We start from the raw sequence: 26,723 nt of genomic DNA, 5'->3' as shown, positions 1-26,723 counted from the left end.
CTAAATTGGGTGGAGTTACAGCATCTTACGTCGAAATCAACCAAAAGTATGATGTGTTCTTTAACTCAAATATACAGGTTATAAAATAGTTACCTGTATAAAAGTGCGCCATTTTTTATTTTAGAAATATTTGGTTAGTTATCTACGATCATGATTCTGAAAGGATTAGGTCGCTGAGACTCAAGTTGTTGAAGCTTTGCGATGGAGCTTTCTGACAGGACGTGCCCTTTAGGTAACAACATAATTCCCTGAGCACTATGCATCGCTAGTCCAAGTTCCATTCCCGGTTTTAACTGCTGAGCAGTAAGAATGCTCATACTACCAACTTTTTCGGTTTCAATTTGGTCTTTTGATAGTACAGACAACAGCGCTTCAACAATTTTTGGATGGTAAAAGCTACCGCCATACATTTTAATAATTTCGAGTGCATTTTCTTTGCGCTCAGACATTGGTCGTTGGCTTTGATATAGGTGCTCGATATAATCTCTCGCTACAGCTAGGATCTGTGCACCAATAGGAATATCTTTTCCTTTTAAACCTTTGGGGACTCCTTGACCATTATACTTTTCAAATTGGCTATATATAGCTTCAGCTACATCGCTCAAGTGCTGAGCAGGCATTAGCATTAACTGTGCTGTAGAAGGGTGGGTTAAAAATACTTTTTTCTTTTCTGCGTCTAGTTCATGAAACGGCTTTGAATATAAAGACGGGTCCATGGCAAGCAAGCCAACTTGCGACAAATATCCTGCCATTCTTGTCATATCAGCTACTTCAGAGCTCAAACACAATGCTTTAGCTAACTGAAAGCACACTTTAGCAATATTTTTTGCTTTGTCTGCATCTAAATAAGGGTTTGCGTTAATGAAATTATAAAGTAACTCTACAGTACTTTTATGCTCTTTTTTTTCGTTTTCATTTGCAGCCTCAAGCTGTTTCAAAACTTGGCGAATTTGCGATGTACGCTTTTCCACTAAGCTTTCTAAGTTTGAATTAAGTTCCTTAAGTTCATCATTTTGAACTTGTACTTTTTTTTGAAGCTCGTCATTTTGCTTTTTAAGTTTACTTAATTCTGCAGCTTTGTTCACTTCAGTAATTAAATGCTCGTTTTTCCATGGTTTTTGAATATAACCATGTATTCCACCGCCATTGATCGCGTTTATTGTATCTTCAATATCTGAGTATCCAGTTAAAAGAATCCGCCTAGAGTCAGGTGAAATTGCTTTTACACTAGTTAAAAACTCAGCACCATCCATATTTGGCATTCTCATGTCAGAAATTATAACGTCGAATGGTATTTCTCTGACCCTTTCCAGAGCTTCAATACCTGACTCAAATAACTCAGCTTTGATGCCGTTTTGCCTCAATAGTCTACCGAGTGACTTTAAGACACTTTTTTCGTCATCTAGACACAAGACTAGTATCGGATCTTCACTCATAAACTTGAACAGCTCCATCTTAGTTAAAATAGTTTTGTTTATAGTTTTAAAATTAGACTAAACTTTAATAAGAAACAACAAAATAGGTTCGATATAGATGATAAGGAAAGCATTAAAGATTTTAATTATAGACGATGACAAATTAATGTTGCGTGCCTTATCAAAAGCTGTATCTAGAAGCTTTTCTGTAGACGAAGTCGTTACTCTTAACGACCCATTGTTGGTTGAAAGCTACCTATCAGACAACGGACCTACTTATGATTTAATTATCAGTGATTACCAGATGCCGGACTTAAATGGAAAAGATGTTCTTAACATTGCCAAGCACTATAGCCCAAAATCAATACGTATTATGATGTCGGGAAACATAGGCGAGCTCTATCAAATAAAGGATGACATCCCAGCAAATCACTTTTTGAAAAAGCCTTTCGACAAAAATGAGTTGTTGCTTTTGAGTGAATTGATTACTCGAACCAACAAAATTGATTGGAATGAAGAGCAAGTAATAAACCTTGGTATGCTACCGTACTTTCCTACACCGAGTGCCAACACAATTTCTCTCATAGAAGAGATACATTCGTTAACTCAAGGCGTTGAACCACAACTTGAATCGCAAATAAACAAAGCAATAGATATATTGAACTGTGAGAACGGCAATAGTTTCCAAGATTTACCCAATACGATAAAGCGCTATATTTCAATTGCATACTTTATCTCTTTAGAGCTTATTCATGTAATTGGTGTAAGTCGCCAAAATGAAGCAATGAATTGTTACTTGACCTGGTCAAGCCAGGCCTATTGTGTTGCAAAACAACGCGACACCGATGAGAAAACTTGCGAGCAAATTTTTGTAATGGTATTCATCGGCTACATTGATTTTTTAATCAATGAGTACTTTGCTCTAAAAGCAGATAATGATTTTTTTAAGCCTCTTGATTTAAGCTCCAAATTTTTATTGCTGTGGGGCGTTAGTGAGCACTTAATCAGTGAAAGAGCTAGGCTCATTTCTGTTTCGGAAAACAATAATGTACAAGATCTGATAGTACGCCTATTTATAAGGCTTACCCCAAATAACAAAGCGATTTCAATTTCATCTATCACGCCTCAGCAAATGAGTAGACCAAATTTTTTTGACGTACTTGAAGACATGCGTGCTAGAAGGCTGGTGCTAGAGGAGGCATAATGAAAGGTATAATTTTTAGATGCCTTGAAGAATTAGTAATTAACACTAAGGGCATGGATGTATGGGAGCAATTACTTGAGAAACATTGCCCCGAAGACCGCGTATATGTCAGTGCAAGGTCCTATCCTGATGAGGAATTAGTTGGGCTGGCTACAAGTGTTTCACAAGCTTTAAACCTATCCATGCCGGAAACGTTAAAGGCCTTTGGTACATATCTTTTTGGTTTTTTAGCTAAGCGCCATACGTCGATTGTCGAAGAGTTTAAAAGCTTTGAACAGTTGATTATCTCCATTGATGATGTAATACATCAGGAGGTACAAAAGCTTTACGAAGAGCCGAACTTACCAACTATCGAAGCGAAAATTTATGATGAACACACAATTCACCTTGTGTATAGGTCTCCGAGAAAGTTATGTTTTTGCGCCGAAGGATTGATCTATGGTTGTGCTGAACATTTTAATAAAACTATAAAAATAGAACATCCTCTTTGTATGCACAACGGTGAGAAAGAGTGTCTTTTGAAGATAACACATTCATAATATGCAAAATTATTACAAAGCCTATCTCAGGGAAAAAGCAGCTAGAGACGAAGTTGAACTTCTTCTAGAAGAGAAAACAAGTAAACTCTATGCCCTAAATGTAGAGCTAGAAAAAAAGCTGACAATACTTCAGCAGCAGCAAATAGCAGTCGTACAATCCGAAAAAATGGCTACGCTTGGAACGCTCTCTGCCGGCGTCGCGCATGAAATAAATAACCCTTTGGCATATCTTACGTGTAATCTCGAAACGTTTGCGCACTACAAAGATGATATAAATAGCTACCTAACCCTAATGAGCCGTTATACAGAAGGGGATTTGACTGACGAACAGTTAATCGACCAACTAAAAACATTGAATCAAGGTATTAACACAAGGGAACTAACTGAAGATCTCGAGGACATAGCCAACGATTGCCAAGAAGGTTGCGGACGAATATCAGAAATAATCAAAAACTTATTGGACTTTGCAAAACCCAAGCAAAGTGACGAGTCAATATTTGAAGTAAAGGAAGTCATAGAGCACGCCATAAAGCTACTAGAGAACAAACTGAAACAAGTACACCTTACATCACTTTCTGAGGAAGGTTTATTTATCAGCGGAAGTAAGTCTAATATTACGCAGGCTTTCATCAATATTTTTGTAAATGCAGTCCAAGCTTGCGAAGAAGCAAAAGAGAAGGGCTTAATAAGCCAGAGCAAAATTACAGTTACAGTAAATCAAACAGAATCCGAATATATAATTGAATTTTGTGACAACGGAATCGGTATACCAGAAGATGACATCAGCCATATATTCGAACCTTTCTACTCAACAAAACCGCTTGGGGAAGGGACCGGTATGGGCTTGGCGGTAGTTTATGGGATTTTATCTAACCACAAGGGAAGCATATCACTTGTCAACAACATCGATAACGGTGTTACAGTTCAAGTAAAACTTCCAAAATCAAAACAGTAGTATTTTCACTCAGCGCCGCTCTTTTTCTTGGAGTATAGACTTTAGTCTATACTCTGTACCCCTCAAATTTTTATTCCAATTAGATCCTTACTGATTCCAATCAATCAAACTAAAAATTTATTTATTAAATTATATAGCCATTAGTTATAGCTTATAACTAATATAAGTTTACGCGCGCGTCAACTTTCGGATTAGTTTAATTTATGTGAAAGTTTACATTTAGATCTAACACAGGTACGAGCCCCCACTAACCAACTGTTATATATGCAATAGTCTGTAATATTTGGCATCAAAGAGATGAATTCGATTCATATATAGGCAAAAGCGATGAATATAAATTAAATTCATTTCCACCCTAAAAAAGCACAACTTTAGTATTGGAAAGCAGGTTTCTGTGTTTATTTTTTAAACAGGCACACATTGACGTGTTTAATTTCTATGTTAGGTTTATTTAACAAATGTTAATCACAATTAATGTAAAGGTTGGTGATAAGATGAAAATGAGAAATCATATTAAAAATGTGCTCAAGTTAAGTACTTTAGCAATTGCAATAAGCACAACGTATTCGAACGCTTATGATTGCACTGGCTTGCCAGAGTGGCAAGCTGGTAGCACATATGTCGGTGGTAACAAAGTCCAGCAAACCAACGTAGCATATGAAGCTAAGTGGTGGAATCGCTCAGAACCGGCAGCTAATTCAGGGCCAGACCAGGAGTGGAAAAAGCTAGGAGACTGCGCAGGTTCGGGAACAAATAACCCGCCAACAATCAGTCAGTTAACCCCCATTGATGGCTCTCAATTTGACGAAAATGACAGCGTTGCCATAAGTGTAAAAGCAGTTGACGTTGACGGAAACGTAAACAAAGTAGAGTTCTATGTTGACAATACGTTAATCGCGACTGATACAACTGGTGTAGCAGACATGTTTGATGCTGTTTGGACCGCAGGTCAGCCTGGTGTTTATCAACTGAGTGCGAAAGCTTATGACGATAAAAACGCAGCTTCTCAGTTAATTTCTAACTCAATTACTGTAAGAACAGGTACACCTGTTAACGAGGCACCTACTGCAACTCTAAATATCAAATCAAAACCAGTAGAACTGGTAGTAGGTAGTAGCGTTGTGTTCTCTTTGTCAGGTAGCGATACTGACGGTACAGTTTCCAAGCTTAGTTTTGCTGTAAATGGCGTAGAAGTTGTATCGACAAATGGCACACCAACAGAGCACACGTGGGTCGCAGAAGCTGATGGAAACTATACTTTCACTCTAACTGCTACAGACGATAAAAATGCAAGCACGAGCGTTAGTACACAACTTACAGTCGGTACTCAAGTCCCAGGCGACCGTGATGCTTGTAAGCCAGCCGGCCTATATCAAACACCAGGTGTTAATACCCCTTATTGTACAATCTATGACGCCAACGGCCGAGAAGAAATGGGTGCAGACCACCCTAGACGTGTGATCGGTTATTTCACTAGCTGGAGAAATGGTGCAAACGGCCAACCGTCATACTTAGTCAATGACATTCCTTGGGACAAAATCACGCACATAAACTATGCCTTTGCGCATGTTGATGCTGGAAACAAAGTCTCAATTGGTGATCCAAACGCTGCTGGTAACCCAGCTACCAATATGGAATGGCCAGGAGTAGCAGGTGCTGAATTAGACCCAACACTACCTTATAAAGGTCATTTTAACCTTCTAAATAAATATAAAAAACAGTATCCAGACGTGAAAACGCTTATCAGCGTTGGTGGTTGGGCGGAAACTGGCGGCTTCTTCGGCCCTGATGGCAAGAGAGTGAATAGCGGTGGTTTCTATACAATGACTACAAATGCTGACGGCTCCATTAACAACGCTGGTATTGAAACATTCGTAGCAAGCTCTGTTGAGTTCATCAGAAAGTATGGATTTGATGGTGTAGATATTGATTATGAATACCCATCTTCAATGAAAGACTCAGGTCACCCTGATGACTTCCCAATCTCTAATGCGAGACGAGCGGGCCTAAACGCTTCTTACCAAGTGCTAATGAAGCGCCTTCGTGAAGAGCTGGACAAAGCAGGGCAACAAGACGGCCATCATTACATGTTGACGATTGCGTCACCTTCGTCAGGTTACCTTCTTCGTGGTATGGAAACGTTTCAAGTTACTAAGTACCTTGACTACGTAAATATCATGTCTTACGACCTACATGGCGCTTGGAACTCACATGTTGGCCATAATGCTGCGTTGTATGACACAGGTGAAGATTCAGAATTAAAAGCTTGGAATGTATATGGTACTAAAGAATTTGAAGGTATTGGCTACCTAAATACAGATTGGGCTGTTAAATATTTCCAAGGCGGTCTTTCAGCTGGACGTATAAACATTGGTATCCCTTACTACACACGTGGCTTTAGAGACGTTCAAGGTGGTACGAACGGTTTGTGGGGACAGGCGCCGCTGCCTAATCAAGCAGATTGCCCTCCAGGAACAGGTTCAGGCGAAAAGAATAAGTGTGGTAATGGTGCAGTTGGTATCGATAATTTATGGCATGACAAAAATGACGTTGGCCTAGAAGTTCCGGCAGGTTCTAACCCACTTTGGCACGCTAAGAATTTACAGAATGGGGTATTACCTAGCTACCTTGCAGACTATGGTTTAACACCAGATACAGATCCTGCAGACCAGTTAACTGGTACATATGCTCGCAATTATGATTCAGTAGCTGTAGCTCCTTGGCTGTGGAACGCTCAAAAGAATGTGTTCATCTCGATTGAAGATGAGGAGTCTATGGGTACAAAAGTTGATTATGTAATCAACAAAGGTCTAGGCGGTATTATGTTCTGGGAGCTAGCTGGCGACTTTGATTACGATGCAGCGAAAGGCGAATACTTCATGGGTTCGAGTATGACAACGCTAGCATATAACAAATTCAAGCAATCTGGTGCTCAGTACGATATTCACAGAGGTGATGTGGCTTTCCAAGTACCAACTGAACAAGTTGACGTTAGCTTTGATGCGAAAAGCTTCCCGGTAGGTGATGATAACTACCCAATAGCACCTACATTTGCATTCACAAACAACTCGAACATCGACTTATCAGGAGCAAAAATCTCGTTCGATGTACCGGTATCGACTTCTGCAATCTTCAAGTCTAACTGGAATGCTCAAGAGAAACTTGGAATGGCAGTAGATGTAAACAATTCAAATGCTGCTGGCAATAACATTGGCGGCTTTGACAATGATTTCCACAGATTCTCTATTACATTAAAGAATGAGTGGGGTAATACACCGAAGTCTTTCGCTCCAGGCGAAACTATCAACGCTCAGGTAATGTACTACATGCCTGTAACAGGTCCGGTTAACTTCACAGCAGAGAAAGATGGTAAGCGCTATGCGTTTAAGTTTGAGTACCCGACTTTACCAGCTGCTAAGCCAGGAGATGGTAATGGTGGTCCAATTACGCATTGCGAAGGTACACCGATTGCAGATATCCCAGTATATCCTACGTTCCCACGAGGCACGCATGCAGGTGCTGGCGACCTAATCATAGACGGTCAAGGCGTTTATAAAGCCAAGTGGTGGAGTAACAAACAACCTTCGACAAGCTCTGATTATCAAAAAGTATGTAGTTTATAAAACCTAAGCTAGCGGGAGCTTGCTCCCGCTTTAATCTGACAAGCAATATTAGTAATAAATAAAAGCTAAACAGCTATAAGAGGCGAGCGCGATGAACGTTCTACAAGGAAAATATTTAACTGTTCTATCTGTTGCATGTACTGCATTCGTATCAACATATACACCTTCTTCAAACGCCCATGGTTTCATGGACTTTCCTAAAGCCAGACAATCAATATGTGAAGCACAAGGTGGCTACTGGTGGCCTGATGATGGAACCAACATTCCAAACCTGGCATGTAGAGCTGCGTTTTTAGAGTCTGGTTATGTGCAATTCGTCCAAGAACATGAATTCGCTTCTCTTATCGCTGATTATAACAATCAAGCAGCTGTAGAAGCTGCAATACCCAATGGCACGCTGTGTGCGGCTGGCTCTAACGAAAAACGAGGCATGAACCTGCCCCATACTGAATGGCAAACTACAGATGTAAAACCAGGCGCTAATGGTGACCTTGCTATTCGATTCAGAGCTACTACTCCTCACAACCCAAGTTTTTGGAAATTTTACTTAACCAAGCCCACATTCAATGCGACTACTGATGTATTAAATTGGACAGACTTAGATTTAATCACTGAAGTCGGAAATGTGAATTTTGTTACAGATCCAGACGGTAAGAAATTTTACGAAATGACTTTAAATATACCGCAAGATAGAAGCGGTAGGGCGATTCTTTATACTCGCTGGCAACGTAATGATGTAGCAGGCGAAGGATTTTATAACTGCTCAGACATAAATATCGTCACTGACTCACAGCCAACAGATTGGTTCTCTGCTGGATACTACGTAAAACAAGGACAAGATGCAAAAGTTACAGATACCGTGTGGGCGCGTGTTTTTGATGCAAATGGTCAAGAAATCATTAAACAATCTCTAAAGATCACAGATGTTAACTCAAATAGCTGGCAAACCGAACTCGCTACATTATTAAATACCAATTATGCCTCTGATATAAAAGTGGGCGTAAAAGACAGCGCTGGTAATGTAGTGTTTGACGAACAAAATTTGTTAAGTAACGAGGTCTTCGTCACTGCTGCATCCAATACTTACAACCTAACAATTCAAGTGCAGCAGCCAAATACACCGCCAACGGTTCATAAACCAGATCCGATTACTATGAACGAAGTATCAGAAACTCAACTTCATGTTCATGCATTTGACGATTATACAATGGACCTAACGTATACATGGGATGTACCAACAGGATTAACCTACACTGGCTCTGGCGCGACAATAACTCTAAAAGCGGGCTCAGTAAATAAAGATACCGTTTACACCGTTGGTGTTTCAGTCTCAGACGGCACTCTATCTAGCAACACATCCACTCAAATTACAGTAAAAGATGTTGCAAATACACCAGCACCATGGAAAGCAAATGCGACTTATGTAGCAGGCGACAAAGTTTCTCACAATAGCAAAGTATACGAAGCTAAGTGGTGGAATAGAGGTGAAGAGCCTGGCACTACACAGGTATGGAAAGAAATTAAATAAGATGTAAAGGTCACTCCAATTCGTTGGGGTTTGGATATAACATGTAAAATAAGGTTGAGATAGTAATGAAAATTAATAATTTAACTGCTGCTATAGGACTAGCACTGATGTCAGCAGGTGCAATTGCCGCACCTTCAGCGCCTCAAATTAGTTGGGAACCACAAACCTACTCTTTTGTAGATGTAAATTTAGAAGGTAACGGTTCTTACAAACAAATCGTACAGGCTAAGGACGTCGTAACAGTTAATATAAAATGGAACTCTTGGAGTGGCACAGGTGGCGACAGCTACAAAGTGTATTTTGATAACCAAGTAGTAGATCAAGGCCCACTTGCAGCTGGCACTAAAGGCGGAACTGTTAGCTTCCCTTACACTAAATCAGGAAGACACACGCTTTATTTAGAAATTTGTGATTCAACTGGTTGTGCAAAAAGCGCTGGCAAACCAATCGTTATCGCAGATACAGATGGCGGTCACTTGCAGCCGCTTACCATGGACGTTGATCCAAAGAACAAAAACAACGGCACCATTCCAGGAATGGTTACAGGTGCTTACTTTGTAGAGTGGGGCATCTACGGCAGAGATTTTGACGTATCTAACATCCCAGCTCAAAACTTAACTCATCTTCTTTATGGATTCATTCCAATTTGTGGTGCTAACGAGTCACTTAAAGAAATTGAAAATGGCAATAGCTGGAGAGCATTACAAAAGGCGTGTGCTGATTCACAAGATTATGAAGTTGTTATTCACGATCCGTGGGCTGCAGTTCAGAAAACGCTACCAGGTACAGACAATAATGACCCAATTCGCGGCACATATGCTCAGTTGATGGCGCTTAAACAACGTTATCCAGATCTTAAAATCTTACCTTCAGTTGGTGGTTGGACACTATCAGACCCATTCCACGGATTCACAACTAAAGCTAACCGCGACACATTTGTTGCTTCAATGAAGCAGTTTTTGAAAACGTGGAAGTTTTATGATGGTGTAGACATTGACTGGGAATTCCCTGGTGGTGACGGCCCTAACCCTGGTCTTGGAGATCCGGTCAATGATGGTCCGGCATATATTGCATTGATGCAAGAACTGCGTGCAATGCTTGATGAGCTAGAGCTAGAAACAGGTCGCAAATACGAGTTAACTTCAGCAATCGGCTCTGGTTACGACAAAATTGAGGATGTTGATTACCAAGTTGCTCAGCAATACATGGACTACATTTTCGCAATGACCTATGACTTTTATGGTGGCTGGAATAATGTGACTGGTCACCAGACTGGTATTTACTGCGGTTCACATTTAAGTCAAGGTGAGTGTGATGGAACTGGCCTAGATGACAACGGTGAACCACGTAAAGGCCCTGCTTATACCTTAGACAATGCAGTGAAAGCACTATTAGCTCAAGGTGTTAATCCTAAGAAACTTGTTGTAGGCGCGGCGATGTACGGACGTGGCTGGGAAGGCGTATTTGATTCAAATACAACAATCCCGGGCAATCCAATGACTGCACCAGGTAATGGTAAATACGCAGGTTCTACAAGCGAAGGTGTTTGGGAACCTGGCATCATGGATTACAAAGCAATTGCTAAAAATCTAGTTGGTGCGAATGGCACTGGCATTAACGGATTTACAGCAGGATATGATGATCAAGCTGAAGCTGCATGGGTATGGAACCCTACGAGTGGTAAACTATTAACTTATGATAGCCCTCGCTCAGTATATGCTAAAGGTCAGTATGTAAACTTGCATAATTTAGGTGGTTTATTTGCGTGGGAAATCGATGCAGATAATGGCGACATCCTAAACGCAATGTACGATGGTTTAACCGGCGGCGTGCCAACAAACAGAGCACCGATTGTATCAGTAGATGCCAATCTAACGCTTGAGTCTGGTAAGTCTGCTGCATTGACTGTCACTGCCAGCGATCCTGAAGGCGCAGCGGTAACATATGCATGGACTGCACAAGGCCTGACTCTTACAAATGCAAATACTGCAACTGTTGGGATTACAGCTCCTAATGTTACTGTCGACACAACGTACTCATTAAAAATCGCTGTTACAGATGACAAAAACGCAACCACTGAAAAAACTGTGTCAGTTCTTGTGAAAGCAGAAGTACCTGCGGGCGCACCAGTGGTTCAACCGATTGCTAATGTCTCTGTAGAAGAAAATAAATCTGTAAACGTTTCAGTGGTAGCAACTGATCCAAACAACGACCCGTTAACGTACACTTGGAATGCACCTGCAGGACTGACTGTGTCGGGCTCAGGTTCTAGCGTATCTTTAGCTGCGGGTGAAGTTGCACAAGACACCACATATACGGTAACTGTTGATGTATCTGATGGAACTTATACAACAACAACTTCTTTCGATGTAACTGTTACTGATGCAGCTTCTAGCGTTGCACCATGGGATGCAGGTAAAGTTTATGTAGGCGGTGATTTAGCTTCACATAACGGTAAAGTGTATCGCGCAAAATGGTGGACTAGAGGCGAAGAACCCGGCACTGCTATGGTTTGGCAAGCTCTTTAAACAGTATTGGGTTGATATTCAGAAACCTTTCTGAATTGACCGATGGACAGGCCAACCCGCTATAAAAACAAAGGTGCTCTGCACCTTTGTTTTTTCTTATAAATATTTCATACTAAATAAATGTCTGACAAACGTATACAAATGTGAAACGCCTACTACTGATAATAGTTTTTATATCAAGTTACGCATATTCAAGTGAAAGATGCTCGTCTGAAAAAAAGATTGGTATAGGCAGTAGTTGGCCGCCTTACGTGATGTACAAAGGAGATACTCCTTTTGGTTTAGACATTGAGATCACCAAGCTTGTATTTAGCAAAGCGAACGTTTGTTTTAAATTTATTCGCCTCCCTACTTCCGCCCGAGGATTGGCTGAATTATATAAGGGTTATGTTGATGTACTCCCGTCCGCGAGCTTCAACGTAGATCGAGCAAACAATGCACACTTTAGTGCACCTTATAGACGTGAAAAAATGCGTCTTTTCACGCGGTTAGATTTACCGCCAATTAAAAGCCTGACTGAATTGTTTGCTGATGAGTATACCTTTGTAACAAACCCAGGTGCATATTATGGAGAAGAGCTCAGGCAGATACTGCAAATTAGCTGGTATCAACAGCGACTAATAGAGGTCGCCAGCGTTTCTAGACGTATTGAGTTAGTCAATAAAAAAAGAATAGATTTTCTAATAGAAGATGAGCACACTGGTTTCTATTATATAAATCAACTTGGATATGATCGGTTAAGGCTGCACTCATATATCGTCAACGATAATGCAATTCACTTTATGTTAAGCCGACTTACATTTAAAGACGCAGAGATTGAAGCTATTAATAGAGCAATAACAGAATCCCAACTTCAAATCGAAGCAATTTTAAGACAAAGATCTAACTCGGTTGTGAAATAAATTGTGGAGTACAATTTGAAAAGAATCATCCTTCCCCTCCTATTATTGTCTAGTGTTGCGTATGCAAACAATGATAAGCCCTTTACGATAGACAACACACAGATATACACAGATTCATCACTATTTTACAGTGAGAAAGATATACGACCTGTAGGTAGTGATTTCAAAGTCAAAACGGCGATAACCATGTCCAATGAAGAGGGGGAGCGGGCAGCTCTTTTAAGCATAGAAAACCTCTCTAGCGGGAGAAGAACACTAGAACCACATCATCTTATGGTTACGTATGCTGATGGAAGCGCTAAAGTGCTTAGCAACTTACCGGAAAAGCTCTCTTTTAAAGCAGGAGAAACCATTAATATCACTGTAAACCTTGGCAAAAACTTGTATCCTGTGATTTCAGTATTAACTAGCAATAACATAAATAGATATCTATGAACCCTTACATTCAGTCTCTTTACACTATTAGTAATAAAAATGAGCGAATAATACTTGGATTAATGAGCGGAACATCACTCGATGGTTTAGATCTCGCTTTATGTAAAATCTCCGGGAGTGGGCGAGACACACATTGCGAAGTAATTGCCTTTAACACAGTAGACTATGATTACGAAGTGAAAAAAAAGATACTGAATGTTTTTGCTAAAACTACCGTAGACTTACAATACTTAACTTTGCTTAACCCTTGGATAGGAGAGCTACACGCTCAAATTATCAATAGTCAAATAACAAAGTGGGGCATAAGCCCCTCTGACATTGATCTTATTGCAAGCCATGGGCAAACCATTTTTCACAGCCCAAAACATTTTCACAATTATTCCGAATTTAACCACGGTACGCTTCAATTAGGAGACGGCGATCAAATTGCGGTTGCTACTGGAATTATTACAATATCGGACTTTAGACAAAAGCACATTGCAGCTGGGTTCGAGGGTGCTCCGTTAGCGCATTACGGGGACTATTTTCTATTTTTCAACCAGCAAAAAAATACGATCCTTTTGAATATAGGTGGCATTGCCAATTTTACGCTGATAAAAAAAGCATCCCCCATTGAGGAAGTGATCTGTTCAGATTTAGGTCCTGGCAACACTATGATGGACCAGTTTACAAAGAAGTACTACGGTCAAGATTACGACTTACATGGTCAAATTGCTGCTTCTGGTCAAATCAATAAGCACTTGCTAGATGCGCTTATGAATATCGACTTTATAAATAAGCCGATGCCAAAAACCACAGGTCCTGAGTTGTTTAATTTAGAACTGCTCGAACATTGTATTGAAATAAGTGAGCAACATGATATTGATAACAGAGATATTATGGCGACGCTTAATCAATTTACTGCTTTGACAATGGTACAGCATATTACAACCACTGGAGTAAAAGACGACTTACGTATATTAGTAAGTGGAGGCGGGGCCCACAATACCAAGCTTTTAGACAATATAAAGCAAGCCTGTAATGGCGACCTAGAAATAGACATTCTAGATTTTAATGGTATTAACGCTGACTCTAAAGAGGCTGCGCTTTTCGCGGTGTTAGCAAATGAATGTATATGTTCAAAGAAAGAGGAAGGAGGCTTAACGCTCGGGAAAATAAGCTTACCCTTGTAGCATTAAGCCATCAGCAGATCTGATTTCCATGCTTTTAATTTAGAAATGATCGAGTTAAATGAACTTTGCTTTTTAAATAAGGGGCTTTCACTAGCGCTTGTGTCTAGTATTGGGTGTTCAAGTTCAACCTGAGCGTCCACTACATTTTTAACACCACCAGTGAGTCCCGTTAAGCTCAACTGTGTCATATACATCCCAGCATCACCATATCCATGCAAAATTAACTCAATTTTACCAGCATTTAGATCGGACTCTGTCAAAGTATAGCTTCCACTAAAACTCTCATCTCTTTGATGTTCATGAGTTGCAGTTGCTTGGATAACGTTACCTACTGCGGCGTCATGAGGTAGCAAGCAATCTAGAACCAACTCAGCACCTTGCGTGTCGAATCGCAGTTCATCAATTGCAGACGGACCACCAGTCGAGAACATTGGGTCGCTATGCTTATAGAGTTCAAATTGAATAGTTCGAGTGTTTGCCATGATCAAAAGTTGAATTAATAATTTACCAGTTAATTGTGCACAATTTTTATTGCATATATATGAACAAACCCCAGAAAACTTTATTAAATTTTCTGGGGCCACTAAGAAATACTAAAGATTAGCGAACGGCTAGCATTATGATTCCCGGTACTACAAAGAATGAACCTAGTACATATCCAAATGCAGCTGTTTTGTTTCTTGCACCCACTTCAGCTAGCTTCTCAGCACACTTAATTGGAATTTCGCGTAAAAGAGGTAAGCCGTAAATCAAGCCTACTGCAAATACATTAAACATTACATGGACTAGTGCAACAGTTAGTGCAACCTCACCAGCAGGACCTGTAATCGATGTCGCAGCTAGCAATGCCGTGATAGTAGTACCAATATTTGCGCCTAGAGTGAACGGGTAGATTTGACGAGTAGTAAATACACCGCTACCAGCTAAAGGAATCATTAAACTTGTGGTTGTTGAAGATGACTGAACCATCACTGTCACTACAGCGCCTGAGCTGATACCAGCTACTGGGCCACGACCAATTGCACCGTGCAGAAGATCTTTAGCTTTACCAACTAACGCTTGCTTAAGTAACTTACCTAGCGTTGTTACCGCAAACAAAATCATTGCGATACCGATAACAACCATGGCAACACCAGCCGCTTTTCCATCTAAGAAGCTTACGCCATCTTTTACAATGCCTACAGCAGGTTTCACCAAAGGTTTAACAAAGTTGTAGCTCTTGATAGATAAGTCAGCGTCACCAATGAATAGGTGCGCAAGGCTTGCAGAGAACTTTTCTAGCAGACCAAACATGATCTCTAGTGGTAAGAAAATCGCTACCGCAAATAAGTTGAAGAAATCATGTACAGTTGATGCTGCAAATGCTCTTTGAAACTCTTCTTTAGAGCGAATGTGACCAATCGACACAAGTGTATTTGTGATAGTTGTGCCTATATTAGCACCCATAATCATTGGGATAGCAATTTGTAGAGGAAGGCCGCCCGCCACAAGACCAACAATAACAGATGTAACTGTAGAAGATGATTGTACAAGTGCAGTTGCTAATGCACCTAATAGTAAGGCTACAAATGGATTAGTAGCAAAAGCGAAGATTTCTTTGGCTCCTTCGGAACCGCCTGACGCAAGTTTAAAACCACCGCTCACTGTACCTACGGCTACAAGTACCAAATAAACAAGAAATGCAATTGCACCCCAGGTTAGTAACTTAGATGGAAATGACTTTTCGTTATATTCACTCATTGATTTATCTCTTTGTGTCAATGCCTAAACTATATGGCATTTTGATGACGTTTTTATTTCAGGGCGCATTTAACCAGAGAAATATGACAGAAATATTTCAGTTGAGTTATTAACGTAATTCAATGGATAGACTGATTGCTCAATCTCTCAAAACTTATCGTTTAATTCTGTATCATATTTACTCAGAGCACTGTTTTTGTTCAGCTTTTTGTACCATTAAGGTTGTTACAATCCTTTACAAACCGTGCTTAAGTAAACAGCAATCATTCTCAACCTCCATATTCTCTACATGATTCAACGTTAGTATTTGAAAAAAATAAATAAGAGGGCGAGTAATGCGTTGTTTGTTGCTTATACTGATTGGTTTTTTTCTCATCCCAGCATATGCTGATATTTCTCCCAATATTGAACCAACAAGTGTGAACAAAGACACGCAATTTGTGCCTATCAACAAATCTGCGCTTTTTTACTTTGACTATAACAATGAATTTCGAAGTGCTTTTGACTTTGACAACTTTTCACAGCAATTTAGACCACTAAACGACTTACACAAAAAGCCCAAAAAAGAGATCTATTCTAAATGGGCATACTTTAAGGTCACCAGAGAAGTAGAAGAGAGTAATTGGATATTATCATTCGGATTTCCAAGACTAGCTAAACTATCGGTTTATCAAAAAACACCCTATGGATGGTTAGATGTCATTAATTTGACCGAAGCAGACCCATTTAGCAAACGCCCTATACAGGACCCACAGTTTTACATTCCTTTAAAGCTAAATTCTGGCGAAAACACATTTTTGATAGAATACCAAACGTTTGCAAATGCACCAGCTAACATTAGATTGCACTCTCAAGACAATTTTTTAGCTGAGTCACATAAAAGTTTAATAACCAATGCTAGTTTAGCAGGTGTTATCGCTGCGATATTATTAATTGTACTAGTTAACCTTTTCTTCAATAGAAACAGCACCAACGTTTACTATGCTACTTGGACCTTCCTGTTTTTTCTTATTGTCATTGATACCGCGGGTTTCACATTCCAATATTTTTGGCCTGATTACAACCGTTTCTCGGGGCAGTTTTCAATATTCTTAATGGCCACCGTGCCGCTGTTTCACCTTCTTTTCGTTCGTGGTTTTTTGCAGCTAAAGCACTATCACCCGTTACTCAATAAGGTCTACTGTACATTTATTTGTGTTTATGCCGCTTTGGTGCCAATTGCGCTTTTAATTGATAGCGTGTACTTTAACCTACTACTCAGTACACTTGTTATACCTGTATTTATTTATACTTGTACTTGGAGTATCAAGCAGAAGGGGCCGGGAATGCGCACCTTCACTTTTAGTTTAATAAACCACTTAGTGTTTCTAAATATCTTTACAATTTTAGGTGCCAGTTACGGCAACCTTATTGACGTGTTTGATATAACATCGTTTATTAAAATTGGCTATCTAATCGAGGTACTCCTATTCACGATAGCATTAGCCCTGCAGCATAAGTCTTTACAATCCAGATTACTCCATCAGTTGCAGCATCAGGTACATGCCCTAAATCAAACTGTGAATACTAAACATAAGGAAGTCAATGACAAAGAGGTTCAACTGAAAGCAAAAGAAGAAAAGCTCTTTACTGACTTGTCCCATGAACTACGAACACCTCTTACTGTGATGAAAATACAAGTGGAATCACTGCAATACAACATAGTGGACAATGTTCAAGATTCCTACAATAAACTGATGACTAAGATAGATGAACTTCATTCGTTTATTGACCAACTTATGTTGGTGACGGATGACAAAGACATAGCAGCGCTCTTAAATAAAGAAACGCTCAATGCTAAAGTTTACCTAAACGAAGTTTTTCAAACATGTATACAAGAGGGCGACCCTAAAAAATCTAAGTTTAGTATCTCCAACTTTGTAGATGATCAATTGCGTATTTCTGTTGATAAACAAACTATGGAAAATGCCATTTTAGAAGTGGTAAAAAATGCGCTTAGGTTCGGGGGTGACAATGTTGAAATATCTCTTACCACAATTCAAGACGAACAAAACCTCGTTATAAAAATTGAAGATTCTGGAATGCCGCTCTCCTATGAGGCACACCAGCAGTTATTTCAACCGCTGTTTAGAGAAGATGTCTCGCGTAGCGCAATGCTTGGCGGAAAAGGAATGGGCTTGGCCGTTTGTAAAAAGATCATTGAATCACACGAAGGTAAAATAGATTCCCACAACAGCTTACTCGGTGGTCTATGTATTGAGATTTCGCTACCGATCGAAGTGACTGAACAACACAGCCATTACGCTGTTAACTAATATCGCCTTACTATAAGCTTTGCGCTATAACTGATGTTAAAGTAAAATCCGTCGTTCAGATTTTTGGGCGTTAAATATGAGTAGTGTAGAGTTTTGGGAATCTAAGTCATTAGAAGAAATGACGACAGTTGAATGGGAATCAATTTGTGACGGGTGTGGTAAGTGCTGCTTACACTCTTTTATTGATTCTGATGACGAGCATTTTGAAAGTACAGATGTCCTCAGAGATGGCGAAGAGCTCTTATATACTGATGTTATCTGCCAATACAGTGATATAAACACAGGCGGCTGCACGAGATATACCGAGAGACAAACATTGGTTCCAAGTTGCGTACAGCTTACAAAAGATAATCTCAAAGACATCTTTTTTATGCCGCTATCTTGCAGTTACCGTCGGCTGCATGAGGGTAGGGGGCTTGCATCTTGGCACCCGTTAAAGCATGACGGCTCTAAAAAAGCGATGCACAAAGCGGGGATTAGTATTAAAGATAAGGTCGTATTAGAGACAAGTGTTAATCTAGAAGAAGACTTTGAAGACCATATAGTAACCTGGCCCGAACACGACGCAGACTAAAACAAAACAGCATGTTTTAAAATTACAAAAAAGGTAGCCTATGGGCTACCTTTTTCTTTTATTTGCTTTCGTCATCTGGAAGCGTGACATTCAGCTCTAATACCGCCAAATCGTCTTCATTTTGCTCAAATTGTACATTAACGGCATTTGAATCCACCTTAACGTATTTACTAATAACTTCCAAAATATCTTGTTTAAGCTGAGGTAAATAGTCAGGGGTGCCTCTTTTCGAGCGCTCATGAGCGACGATAATTTGCAATCTTTCTTTAGCTAAAGAGGCACTGCTTTTTTTCTCTGAACGGAAATAATCAAGTAAAGACAAATTAGCCTCCGAATATTCTTTTTAGTAAGCCTTTCTTTTCGACGTTTAAAAATCTAAAGTCGATTATCTCGCCTAATAAACGATCAATGGCGTCGCTATAGGCTTGTCCTGCATCAGAATCAGAGTCTAAGATCACTGGCTGACCTGAGTTAGACGCGTTCAATACAGAAGTCGACTCTGGAATTACACCAAGAAGGTCAATCGCTAAGATTTCTTGAACATCTTCTACAGAAAGCATTTCGCCTGTTGCGACTCGTTCAGGATTGTAGCGAGTCAAAAGCAAGTGTTCTTTAACTGGTGGCGCACCTTCTTCAGCACGTTTTGATTTACTTTGTAGAATACCCAAGATTCTATCAGAGTCGCGAACGGAAGAAACTTCAGGGTTTGTAGTAACAATGGCTTCATCTGCAAAATACAATGCCATCATTGCACCTGCTTCAATACCAGCAGGTGAGTCACAAATTATAAAGTCAAAATCTTCTTTCAATTCATTTAATACTTTATCAACGCCCTCTCTTGTTAGAGCGTCTTTATCGCGAGTTTGAGAAGCTGGCAGAATATAAAGCTTTTCTACTCTTTTATCCTTAATCAATGCTTGATTTAGGTTAGCTTCACCATTGATTACATTGACGAAGTCATATACGACTCGTCTTTCACATCCCATAATGAGATCTAGATTTCGTAGGCCAATATCAAAATCGATAATGGCTGTTTTATACCCTTTTAGCGCAAGCCCAGTACCGATTGCTGCACTTGATGTAGTTTTACCTACTCCACCTTTACCGGAAGTTACGACAATAATTTTTGCCATTAGATTTATCCTTTGACCAAAGCTGTTAATTCTAAAGATTCGTTCGTTTGGGTAATTTGACACGGATTACCCCAATACTCTCCCTGTAGGGAGTCGCTGATCCAGTAACTGCCGTTTACAGATACTAGCTCAGCTTCCAATTTTTGACAGAAAATACTTGCATTATCATTACCCTGAGCACCCGCGATCGCTCTGCCGCGCAGCGTTCCATAGATATGGATATTTCCATCTGCAATTACTTCTGCTCCGTGACTGACCGCACCAATGACAATTAAATCTCTGTCTTTAGCATAAATTTGTTGCCCAGAACGGACGGTACCATTTATTATTTGTGCAGGAACATAAACTTGTTTTTCAACTACTTCTGTAGCTGTTTGAGTTTTTACTACGGGCGCAACATCTTTGGTGTAGTTCAAAACTGACATGCCTAACGATTTAGCTTTATCATTATGATCTTCGCTACCGTTACATATACCTACTGGATTCAAAGATAAGTCGCTAAGAATGGATTTGAGATCTGATAGGCCAAGAGGCTCATCTTTAATCTCTGCAAGGTTTATTACGATTGGCGCGCCTTTAAAAAACTTAGGCGCTTGAGATATCTTTTCACTCAGTTGCTCTTTTACAACATTCAGATCAGCGTCTAATAACTGCAACACTGATAAAGTAAAAAGGTTACCCTTTAGTTCAAAAGATTGTGTAGACATAAGCGCTCAAATATAACTGCGTACTCTTTATTAAATCTTATTTTGACCCCGTACTGTGTACGTTTGAGAGCAGCAAAACTTTCCAATTATTATATATGTCATGGTATAGTGCTGCTCTAAGATAAGCAAGAATTTATAGGGTTATAATGCTAAGTGCAGTTTATAAAAGTAGTAAAAAAGCCGATACCTACCTTTTTATTGAAAAAAGAGACGATTTCAGCAAAGTTCCAGCGCCTCTAATGAGCACTTTTGGCACCCCCATATATGTAATGTTAGTTGATCTTGCGAAAAGAGAAAGACTTGGGGTGGCAGATTTAAGCTTGGTTAAGGAAAAATTAATCGAACAGGGCTTTTACTTACAGATTCCACCTCCACAAGAAAACCTTTTGGACGAATTTAAAAAACTAAATGGAGCAAAGAGTGACTAAGACTTTAAAAGTATTACTTACTTCTCTGTGTTTTTCAGCTTCTGTAAGTGCAACTACACAAGCTGAATTTGATCTGTACCTAGACAAACTAAAAGCAGAAGCACTACAAAAAGGTTATGAGCAATCGCTCGTAGACTCAGCATTTGCCACTGCCAAATTTAAGAAAAAGGTCATTAAGGCAGACAAAACGCAACCTGAGATCGTTGAAACGCTCGAAACATATCTTCCTAAGCGTGTTCCAGATTGGAAAATTAAACGCGCAAGAGCGTTATATAAAGAAAACAAAGAACTTTTAGATAAAATTGAGGCTGAGTTTGGCGTTCAAGGTCGCTTCATTATCGCGCTTTGGGGCCTGGAAAGTAGTTTTGGGCGTGTTCAAGGCGGATACCCGGTGATTAGCTCATTGGTAACCCTTGCTTTTGACGGCCGACGAGAAGCATTGTACAAGCGCCAATTGTGGGCCGCACTCGACATTTTGCGTGACGGACATGTTGAGTTAGGTAACTTCAAAGGGTCTTGGGCAGGCGCTATGGGACAAACTCAGTTTATGCCAACGTCGTTTAAGTCATATGCTGTAGACTATAACAAAGATGGCCGAAAAGATATTTGGACTACCAAAGAAGATGCATTTGCATCGATAGCAAACTATCTAAAAAGTGTTGGCTGGAATAATAATTTAACTTGGGGTCGACAAGTCAAACTTCCAGACGGCTTTTCTGAAAACTACGTCTTAAAACGAGGGACAAGAAATCATAGCCAGTGGTTAGAATTCTTTAGTAACTCTGAGCGAAGCTTAGAAGCTTGGCAAGCATTAGGTGTTCGTCGCACCGATGGCACAGATCTACCAAATGTTAACATTACAGCTGCTTTAGTTATGCCTGATGATATGAATGGTCGTATGTACCTAGCGTATGACAACTATAAAGCACTAATGAACTGGAATCGTAGTTATTACTTCGTTACGAGTGTAGGGTACCTGTCTGACAGAATCGGATATCCAAAAATTTAGATATAATGCTACTTTCAAATAAAAAAGGCAGCTTAACTACGCTGCCTTTTTGTTGGGCTAATGAATGAAATTAGTAATATGTGAGCTCTTGGGTCTTACCCCAAAAAACACGATAAGAAAAAACGGTATAGCCTATGATTGCAGGCACAACTAGTACTACACCAAAAAACATAAAGGTCAGCGCACTTGGGTCAGCTAACGACTCATAAATGGTTAACTCATTTGGGACAACATAAGGGAAAAAGCTATAAACCAACCCTAAGAAGCACAGCAAAAAAATCAAAGTGCTTATTGCAAATGGACGCCAGCTCCCTTCTTTCTCTTGGCAGCTGAGTAAATTGGCAAGTACTCGATCTTGGAAAATAAACAAAGCAATACATGCAAATGGAATGGGCAGCAGCAAAATAGATAACTCAGTTCCAAACCACTTCTGAGCTACAAAATCATTTATCAATGGGTTTACCATCGACACCGCAATCACACCAATTAGAGAAACCGCGTTAAAACGGCGGCACCATACTAGTGACTGATGGTATATATCGCCATTTGTTTTCATTACAAGCCACGCTGAGCCAATCAACCCATATGCAGATACAACACCAATGCCGCTTAATACAGCAAAAGTGTAACTTTGCGCACTCGTATCAAAAGACATCACATAAAGTCCAAGCATAAACCCCTGTGAGAAAGCAGTGATAATGCTGCCGACTTTAAAGCTAACATCCCACGCATCCCGATACTTTGTCTTAGCTTTCGCTCTAAAATCGAACGCGACCCCCCTTAAAATCAATCCCAATAACATGATCGCGACAGGTAAATACAAGGCTTGTAAGATAACTGAATGAGCGAGCGGGAAAGCGATTAATGCAAGGCCTACTGCTAGTACAAGCCACGTCTCGTTTGCATCCCAGAAAGGGCCTATCGAAGCAATCATTGTGTCAGCTTGTTGTTTGTTCTTCGTAGGCAATAATATGCCTACGCCAAGGTCATAACCATCTAAAATTGCATATACTAAAATGGCCAGCGCCATAAGTGTGCCATAAAACTGCGCCAGAAATTCCGCACTAAGCATATTGGTCACCGCTAACTGGCATGTTTACTTCATATTCTTCAACTTCCACAGCTTTATCTGCGGTGTAAAACAACGTTTTTATATAGGCTGCAAGCAACAATGCGTATACACAGAGATATCCAATAAGAGTATATAAAACGTGCTCCGCTGGTACTTGTGTTACAACCTCATCAATTCTGAGTAACCCCTGTACCATAAACGGTTGCCTGCCAATTTCAGTAACATACCAGCCAGCAAGGGTTGCAATCCAACCAGAGAAAGTCATCGCGACAAGTAATCTCAGTTGCCATTTTGGTAATTCATCGTTTCGGTACAGTACAATACGAGTTGAAAAGGCAACTAAAATCATTAAAAGACCAAGCCCAACCATTATCCTAAAACCAAAAAATACAGGCTTCACTGGTGGATGTGCGTCTGTAAATTCATTCAAACCTTTGATTTCACCCTCCATTTCGTGTGTAAGGATAAGGCTTGCTAAATTTGGTATTGCAACTTCGAACTCATTACTTCGTGTTTGTTCATTTGGCACTGCAAAAAGCAGCAAAGGCGCGCCTTTTTCGGTTTCCCATACACCTTCCATTGCAGCAACTTTTTGTGGTTGATGTTCAAAGGTGTTCAGTCCATGCAAATCACCAACAAAAGCTTGTAAAGGCGTTAATACAACAGCTACGGTGAGTGCAACTTTTAAAGTCAGTTTAGGCGCATGTTTGTGATCATCTTTTAATAGTCTGTATGCACTAATACCCGCTACTAAAAATGATGCAGTAATACCAGAGGCAAGCAACATATGACTTAGACGATAGCCAAATGACGGATTAAAAATAATTTCAAACCAGTCTTTAGGATAAAAAACACCATCGATTATTTCGTGACCGGTTGGCGTATGCATCCAACTGTTAAGTGATAAAATCCAAAAAGCTGAAATAGTCGTACCTATCGCGACAATAACAGTAGAAAGGGTGTGTACCCGAGGGCTTACACGCTTCATTCCAAATAACATGATCCCCAAAAATGTCGCTTCCATAAAGAAAGCAGTCAGAACTTCATATCCAAGTAAAGGTCCTGCTATGTTGCCAACTCGCTCCATAAACCCTGGCCAATTTGTGCCAAACTGAAACGACATAGTGATACCGCTAACAACACCTAAAGCAAAGGTAAGCGCAAAAATTTTTACCCAAAACCGATAAGCCCGGAGCCAAACGGGCTGGTTTGTTTGAATATATCTGACTTTAAAAAAAACCAAGAACCACGCTAAAGCAATGGATATGGTCGGGAAAAGTATATGGAAGCTTATATTAGTCGCGAACTGAATTCGCGACAGCAATAAGGTATCAAGCATGACACACCTCTGTTATTTGCGACTTTTTCAATAACTTGTCCTTGAGGTCGATCACCTTACTTACTGATGAACCTAGCTTCATCAATGATTGCAGTTGTTCAGGTGTCAACCTTTGCAATTCAGCAGACCATTTTGTTACGGTTTCAAGTAGGTCGTGTATGGATTGCATTTGCTCCTGAGCGTACTTTTCTTCTGGTGAATTTGCTGAGTCCAAAATTTGGTCACGCAGCAATGTGAGAGTAGGGTCAATTTCTCGCTTACGTCTTTCTTCAAAAACTTTGTTAGCAAGGTCCCATATAGTACCGTTCGGAGCATAATATTCTTTTCTATCGCCAGGGACATGGTGTACTTTGACTAATTGCCAGGACTGCAATTCTTTAATACCCATGCTCACGTTACCGCGAGAAATTTTTAACGCTTCAGCTATTTGATTGGCAGTAAGTGGATGCTCATTTATTACAAGTAGCCCAACCATTTGCCCAATCGTTCTGTTAAATCCCCAACGACTGCCCATTTCACCGCAATGGAGCACGAAGTTTTCGATTTTTGGTGATAAGTTCATAATTCTAAACGTTCAGTAATTATTGAAAGTTAAATATATAAGGGTATTTGACTCAGATCAACTGAATTTTCAATTTTTTTTGAAAGTTCAACAAACCAATTTGTGCTTTATTTGACACAAATGAGTCAGTACCCATTCCCAGACTGTAATCTAGTCGCTTTTGCTTTGTTTGTATATTGTGAAAGACACAACTTTTACATGTTTTGGTAAATATTGAAATTTGTGACTAATAAATACCCAATTATTGTCAGTCAGACTAATATTGCGACATTAGCGTCGGCCGAAATATTGGTTTTTGCATTGAAACCAGTGCGAATAGCAATGATTGAAGAAGAACGGTCGTGTTATGTAACGTCAAAATTGCCTGCCACTAAAAAGTCACAACAATACACCTTGTCTATCCATAGATCAGTCAAAAGTAGTAACCACAACATGTGGGAAGTGTATTTTGCGCAATAGCATTGAATACAACTATATTAGGGTCACGAATACGACCTAAATACCGTTTAAAACTGTAAGTTAACTACCTTCAGATTTCGCAGTAAACTTTTGAGTAAAGTAGGGTCACGAATACGCTTGTTATGCTTCATAGTTTATGGATAAATAAAAACTCACAAATAAAACCATTTCGTTACCCCCATTTAAAAAACACCATTAATAAAAACCATAAAAATTCAAAAATTATCAAACCAAATTTTTAAAATAAACACACCCTAATAAATTTATAAATAAACATGGCGACCAACAGGAACACCATAATTTATAAACAATATAATAATATCAATAAAACATTTAACCACCCAGTTTACACGACTAAAATTTGGAGCTATCTTGCTTTTCGTCACTGGATAGTGACATGTTTATAAGTAAACACATTTCAAAAGGAAAATAAGTTTGAAAAATATAAAAATGATAACGTTATCTACTATTGCGTTAGCACTATCAAGTCACTTTGTTTCAGCCAAAGATAATGAAAACTATATTAGAATGCTCAGCGAAGGCGATAACTATGTTGTAGACCGCACGCAACCAGAAAGCATTTGCGGTGTGAATGACTTACAACATGTCGAACGCTATGACAATCGCTATGCAAGATTTGGCTTTACACAAAGTTTTGTAGATTCTAATGAACGTTCTGTCGGTGCGCTAAAGTCAGTTGCGTCTAGTTCCGCGGGAAGTTATTGTTCTGGTACTCTGATTTCTTCAAATCTATTTTTTACTGCTGCTCATTGTGTAGATGGCACTACCGTAAATGATGTAGTCGCATTTAACTATCAATTAGCAAACGACACCAATACAGTTAGAGCTCAACAATTCTTCAATATTACTCGGGTAGCCGAAAATGGTAATGATCTACCAGGAAGGCTAGATTATGCGATTCTCGAACTTGAAGGAGCTCCCGGCAACAATTATGGTTGGAAAACACTGAGGAATGAATTTCCTGAAGAAATCATGATTATTCAACACCCTCAAGGACATCCTAAACAATTGGATGCAGGCTCGAATTTTATTATTAATGGAAATAGTGTTCTGCGCAACTAAA

24 protein-coding genes are annotated in these 26,723 nt (G+C 39.7%); 15 read left to right on the top strand and 9 right to left on the bottom strand.

Translation table 11 applies throughout. The features are described 5' to 3' along the window. Window positions 1–134: 134 nt before the first annotated feature. Window positions 135–1,436, bottom strand: coding sequence for a response regulator c-di-GMP phosphodiesterase, NosR family (gene nosR / locus N475_RS15185; RefSeq protein WP_227008511.1), 1,302 nt, complete (start codon window positions 1,434–1,436; stop codon window positions 135–137). Between the two features lie 97 nt (window positions 1,437–1,533). Between nosR and N475_RS15180 the strand changes: the two genes are divergently transcribed. The 9 genes from N475_RS15180 (at window position 1,534) to N475_RS15140 (ending at window position 14,301) form a co-directional block, all read left to right on the top strand. Continuing rightward, window positions 1,534–2,619: a response regulator gene (locus tag N475_RS15180; protein ID WP_063358199.1), complete on the top strand. Its 1,086-nt coding sequence runs from the start codon at window positions 1,534–1,536 to the stop codon at window positions 2,617–2,619. Continuing rightward, window positions 2,619–3,158 carry a heme NO-binding domain-containing protein gene (locus N475_RS15175; RefSeq protein ID WP_063358200.1) on the top strand — a complete coding sequence of 180 codons (540 nt, stop codon included), beginning with the start codon at window positions 2,619–2,621 and terminating at the stop codon, window positions 3,156–3,158. The genes N475_RS15180 and N475_RS15175 overlap by 1 nt, the downstream gene beginning before the upstream one ends. Window position 3,159: 1 nt before the next feature. After that, window positions 3,160–4,113 (top strand): sensor histidine kinase, encoded by a 954-nt coding sequence (locus tag N475_RS15170; RefSeq protein ID WP_063365523.1) that lies wholly within the window; start codon window positions 3,160–3,162, stop codon window positions 4,111–4,113. A gap of 494 nt (window positions 4,114–4,607) precedes the next feature. Then, entirely contained in the window at window positions 4,608–7,736 is a 3,129-nt protein-coding gene (locus N475_RS15165) for a glycosyl hydrolase family 18 protein (protein ID WP_227008510.1), read from the top strand. 91 nt (window positions 7,737–7,827) lie between these two features. Continuing rightward, entirely contained in the window at window positions 7,828–9,264 is a 1,437-nt protein-coding gene (locus N475_RS15160; protein WP_063358202.1) for a lytic polysaccharide monooxygenase, read from the top strand. Between the two features lie 65 nt (window positions 9,265–9,329). Further along, entirely contained in the window at window positions 9,330–11,792 is a 2,463-nt protein-coding gene (locus tag N475_RS15155; RefSeq protein WP_063365522.1) for a glycosyl hydrolase family 18 protein, read from the top strand. A gap of 143 nt (window positions 11,793–11,935) precedes the next feature. Further along, complete coding sequence (locus tag N475_RS15150) at window positions 11,936–12,694, top strand: substrate-binding periplasmic protein (protein WP_063365521.1); 759 nt, start codon at window positions 11,936–11,938, stop codon at window positions 12,692–12,694. Window positions 12,695–12,709: 15 nt separating this feature from the next. Next, the gene (locus N475_RS15145; protein ID WP_063358205.1) at window positions 12,710–13,129 is read left to right on the top strand and encodes a hypothetical protein; all 420 of its coding nucleotides are present in this window, start codon (window positions 12,710–12,712) and stop codon (window positions 13,127–13,129) included. Then, window positions 13,126–14,301: an anhydro-N-acetylmuramic acid kinase gene (locus tag N475_RS15140; RefSeq protein WP_063365520.1), complete on the top strand. Its 1,176-nt coding sequence runs from the start codon at window positions 13,126–13,128 to the stop codon at window positions 14,299–14,301. Before N475_RS15145 ends, N475_RS15140 begins: the two co-directional genes overlap by 4 nt. A gap of 2 nt (window positions 14,302–14,303) precedes the next feature. Here the strand turns inward: N475_RS15140 and N475_RS15135 are convergent, their stop codons facing one another. Together N475_RS15135 and N475_RS15130 are read right to left on the bottom strand one after the other, a co-directional pair. Then, window positions 14,304–14,783 (bottom strand): hypothetical protein, encoded by a 480-nt coding sequence (locus tag N475_RS15135; protein WP_155730949.1) that lies wholly within the window; start codon window positions 14,781–14,783, stop codon window positions 14,304–14,306. Between the two features lie 118 nt (window positions 14,784–14,901). Beyond that, the gene (locus tag N475_RS15130) at window positions 14,902–16,041 is read right to left on the bottom strand and encodes a Na/Pi symporter (RefSeq protein ID WP_063358208.1); all 1,140 of its coding nucleotides are present in this window, start codon (window positions 16,039–16,041) and stop codon (window positions 14,902–14,904) included. A gap of 335 nt (window positions 16,042–16,376) precedes the next feature. Between N475_RS15130 and N475_RS15125 the strand changes: the two genes are divergently transcribed. Continuing rightward, complete coding sequence (locus N475_RS15125; RefSeq protein ID WP_063358209.1) at window positions 16,377–18,356, top strand: sensor histidine kinase; 1,980 nt, start codon at window positions 16,377–16,379, stop codon at window positions 18,354–18,356. A gap of 76 nt (window positions 18,357–18,432) precedes the next feature. Then, the gene (locus N475_RS15120; protein ID WP_063358210.1) at window positions 18,433–18,930 is read left to right on the top strand and encodes a YcgN family cysteine cluster protein; all 498 of its coding nucleotides are present in this window, start codon (window positions 18,433–18,435) and stop codon (window positions 18,928–18,930) included. A 58-nt stretch (window positions 18,931–18,988) separates the two neighbouring features. On the opposite strand, the gene minE is transcribed toward N475_RS15120, so the two are convergent. The 3 genes from minE to minC are packed head-to-tail and all read right to left on the bottom strand — an operon-like array spanning window position 18,989 to window position 20,770. Continuing rightward, complete coding sequence (gene minE / locus N475_RS15115; protein ID WP_063358211.1) at window positions 18,989–19,252, bottom strand: cell division topological specificity factor MinE; 264 nt, start codon at window positions 19,250–19,252, stop codon at window positions 18,989–18,991. A gap of 1 nt (window position 19,253) precedes the next feature. Then, entirely contained in the window at window positions 19,254–20,063 is an 810-nt protein-coding gene (gene minD, locus N475_RS15110; RefSeq protein ID WP_063358212.1) for a septum site-determining protein MinD, read from the bottom strand. Window positions 20,064–20,068: 5 nt separating this feature from the next. Further along, window positions 20,069–20,770: a septum site-determining protein MinC gene (gene minC / locus N475_RS15105; protein ID WP_063358213.1), complete on the bottom strand. Its 702-nt coding sequence runs from the start codon at window positions 20,768–20,770 to the stop codon at window positions 20,069–20,071. A gap of 146 nt (window positions 20,771–20,916) precedes the next feature. On the opposite strand from minC, the gene N475_RS15100 reads away from it, so the two are divergent. Continuing rightward, window positions 20,917–21,198, top strand: coding sequence for a YcgL domain-containing protein (locus N475_RS15100; RefSeq protein ID WP_063358214.1), 282 nt, complete (start codon window positions 20,917–20,919; stop codon window positions 21,196–21,198). Further along, window positions 21,191–22,207 (top strand): lytic murein transglycosylase, encoded by a 1,017-nt coding sequence (locus tag N475_RS15095; RefSeq protein ID WP_063358215.1) that lies wholly within the window; start codon window positions 21,191–21,193, stop codon window positions 22,205–22,207. The genes N475_RS15100 and N475_RS15095 overlap by 8 nt, the downstream gene beginning before the upstream one ends. 70 nt (window positions 22,208–22,277) lie before the next feature. Here the strand turns inward: N475_RS15095 and cydB are convergent, their stop codons facing one another. Genes cydB through N475_RS15080 form a run of 3 tightly spaced genes read right to left on the bottom strand, consistent with a single transcriptional unit; the run spans window position 22,278 to window position 25,180 of the window. Continuing rightward, a complete protein-coding gene (cydB, locus tag N475_RS15090; RefSeq protein WP_063365519.1) occupies window positions 22,278–23,279 on the bottom strand; it encodes a cytochrome d ubiquinol oxidase subunit II in 1,002 nt (333 codons plus the stop codon). Next, entirely contained in the window at window positions 23,272–24,618 is a 1,347-nt protein-coding gene (locus N475_RS15085; protein WP_063365518.1) for a cytochrome ubiquinol oxidase subunit I, read from the bottom strand. The genes cydB and N475_RS15085 overlap by 8 nt, the downstream gene beginning before the upstream one ends. Next, entirely contained in the window at window positions 24,611–25,180 is a 570-nt protein-coding gene (locus N475_RS15080; RefSeq protein ID WP_063365517.1) for a GbsR/MarR family transcriptional regulator, read from the bottom strand. The genes N475_RS15085 and N475_RS15080 overlap by 8 nt, the downstream gene beginning before the upstream one ends. Before the next feature lie 222 nt (window positions 25,181–25,402). Between N475_RS15080 and N475_RS25530 the strand changes: the two genes are divergently transcribed. Then, a complete protein-coding gene (locus N475_RS25530) occupies window positions 25,403–25,639 on the top strand; it encodes a hypothetical protein (protein WP_155732586.1) in 237 nt (78 codons plus the stop codon). A gap of 450 nt (window positions 25,640–26,089) precedes the next feature. Next, entirely contained in the window at window positions 26,090–26,722 is a 633-nt protein-coding gene (locus tag N475_RS15075; RefSeq protein WP_063365516.1) for a trypsin-like serine peptidase, read from the top strand. Window position 26,723: the final 1 nt, after the last annotated feature.

Origin of the sequence: Pseudoalteromonas luteoviolacea DSM 6061 (assembly GCF_001625655.1) — a bacterium.
Classification (GTDB): domain Bacteria; phylum Pseudomonadota; class Gammaproteobacteria; order Enterobacterales; family Alteromonadaceae; genus Pseudoalteromonas; species Pseudoalteromonas luteoviolacea.
Note: the sequence above shows the minus strand (reverse complement) of the source record. Positions and strands in the feature narration are given on the sequence as shown.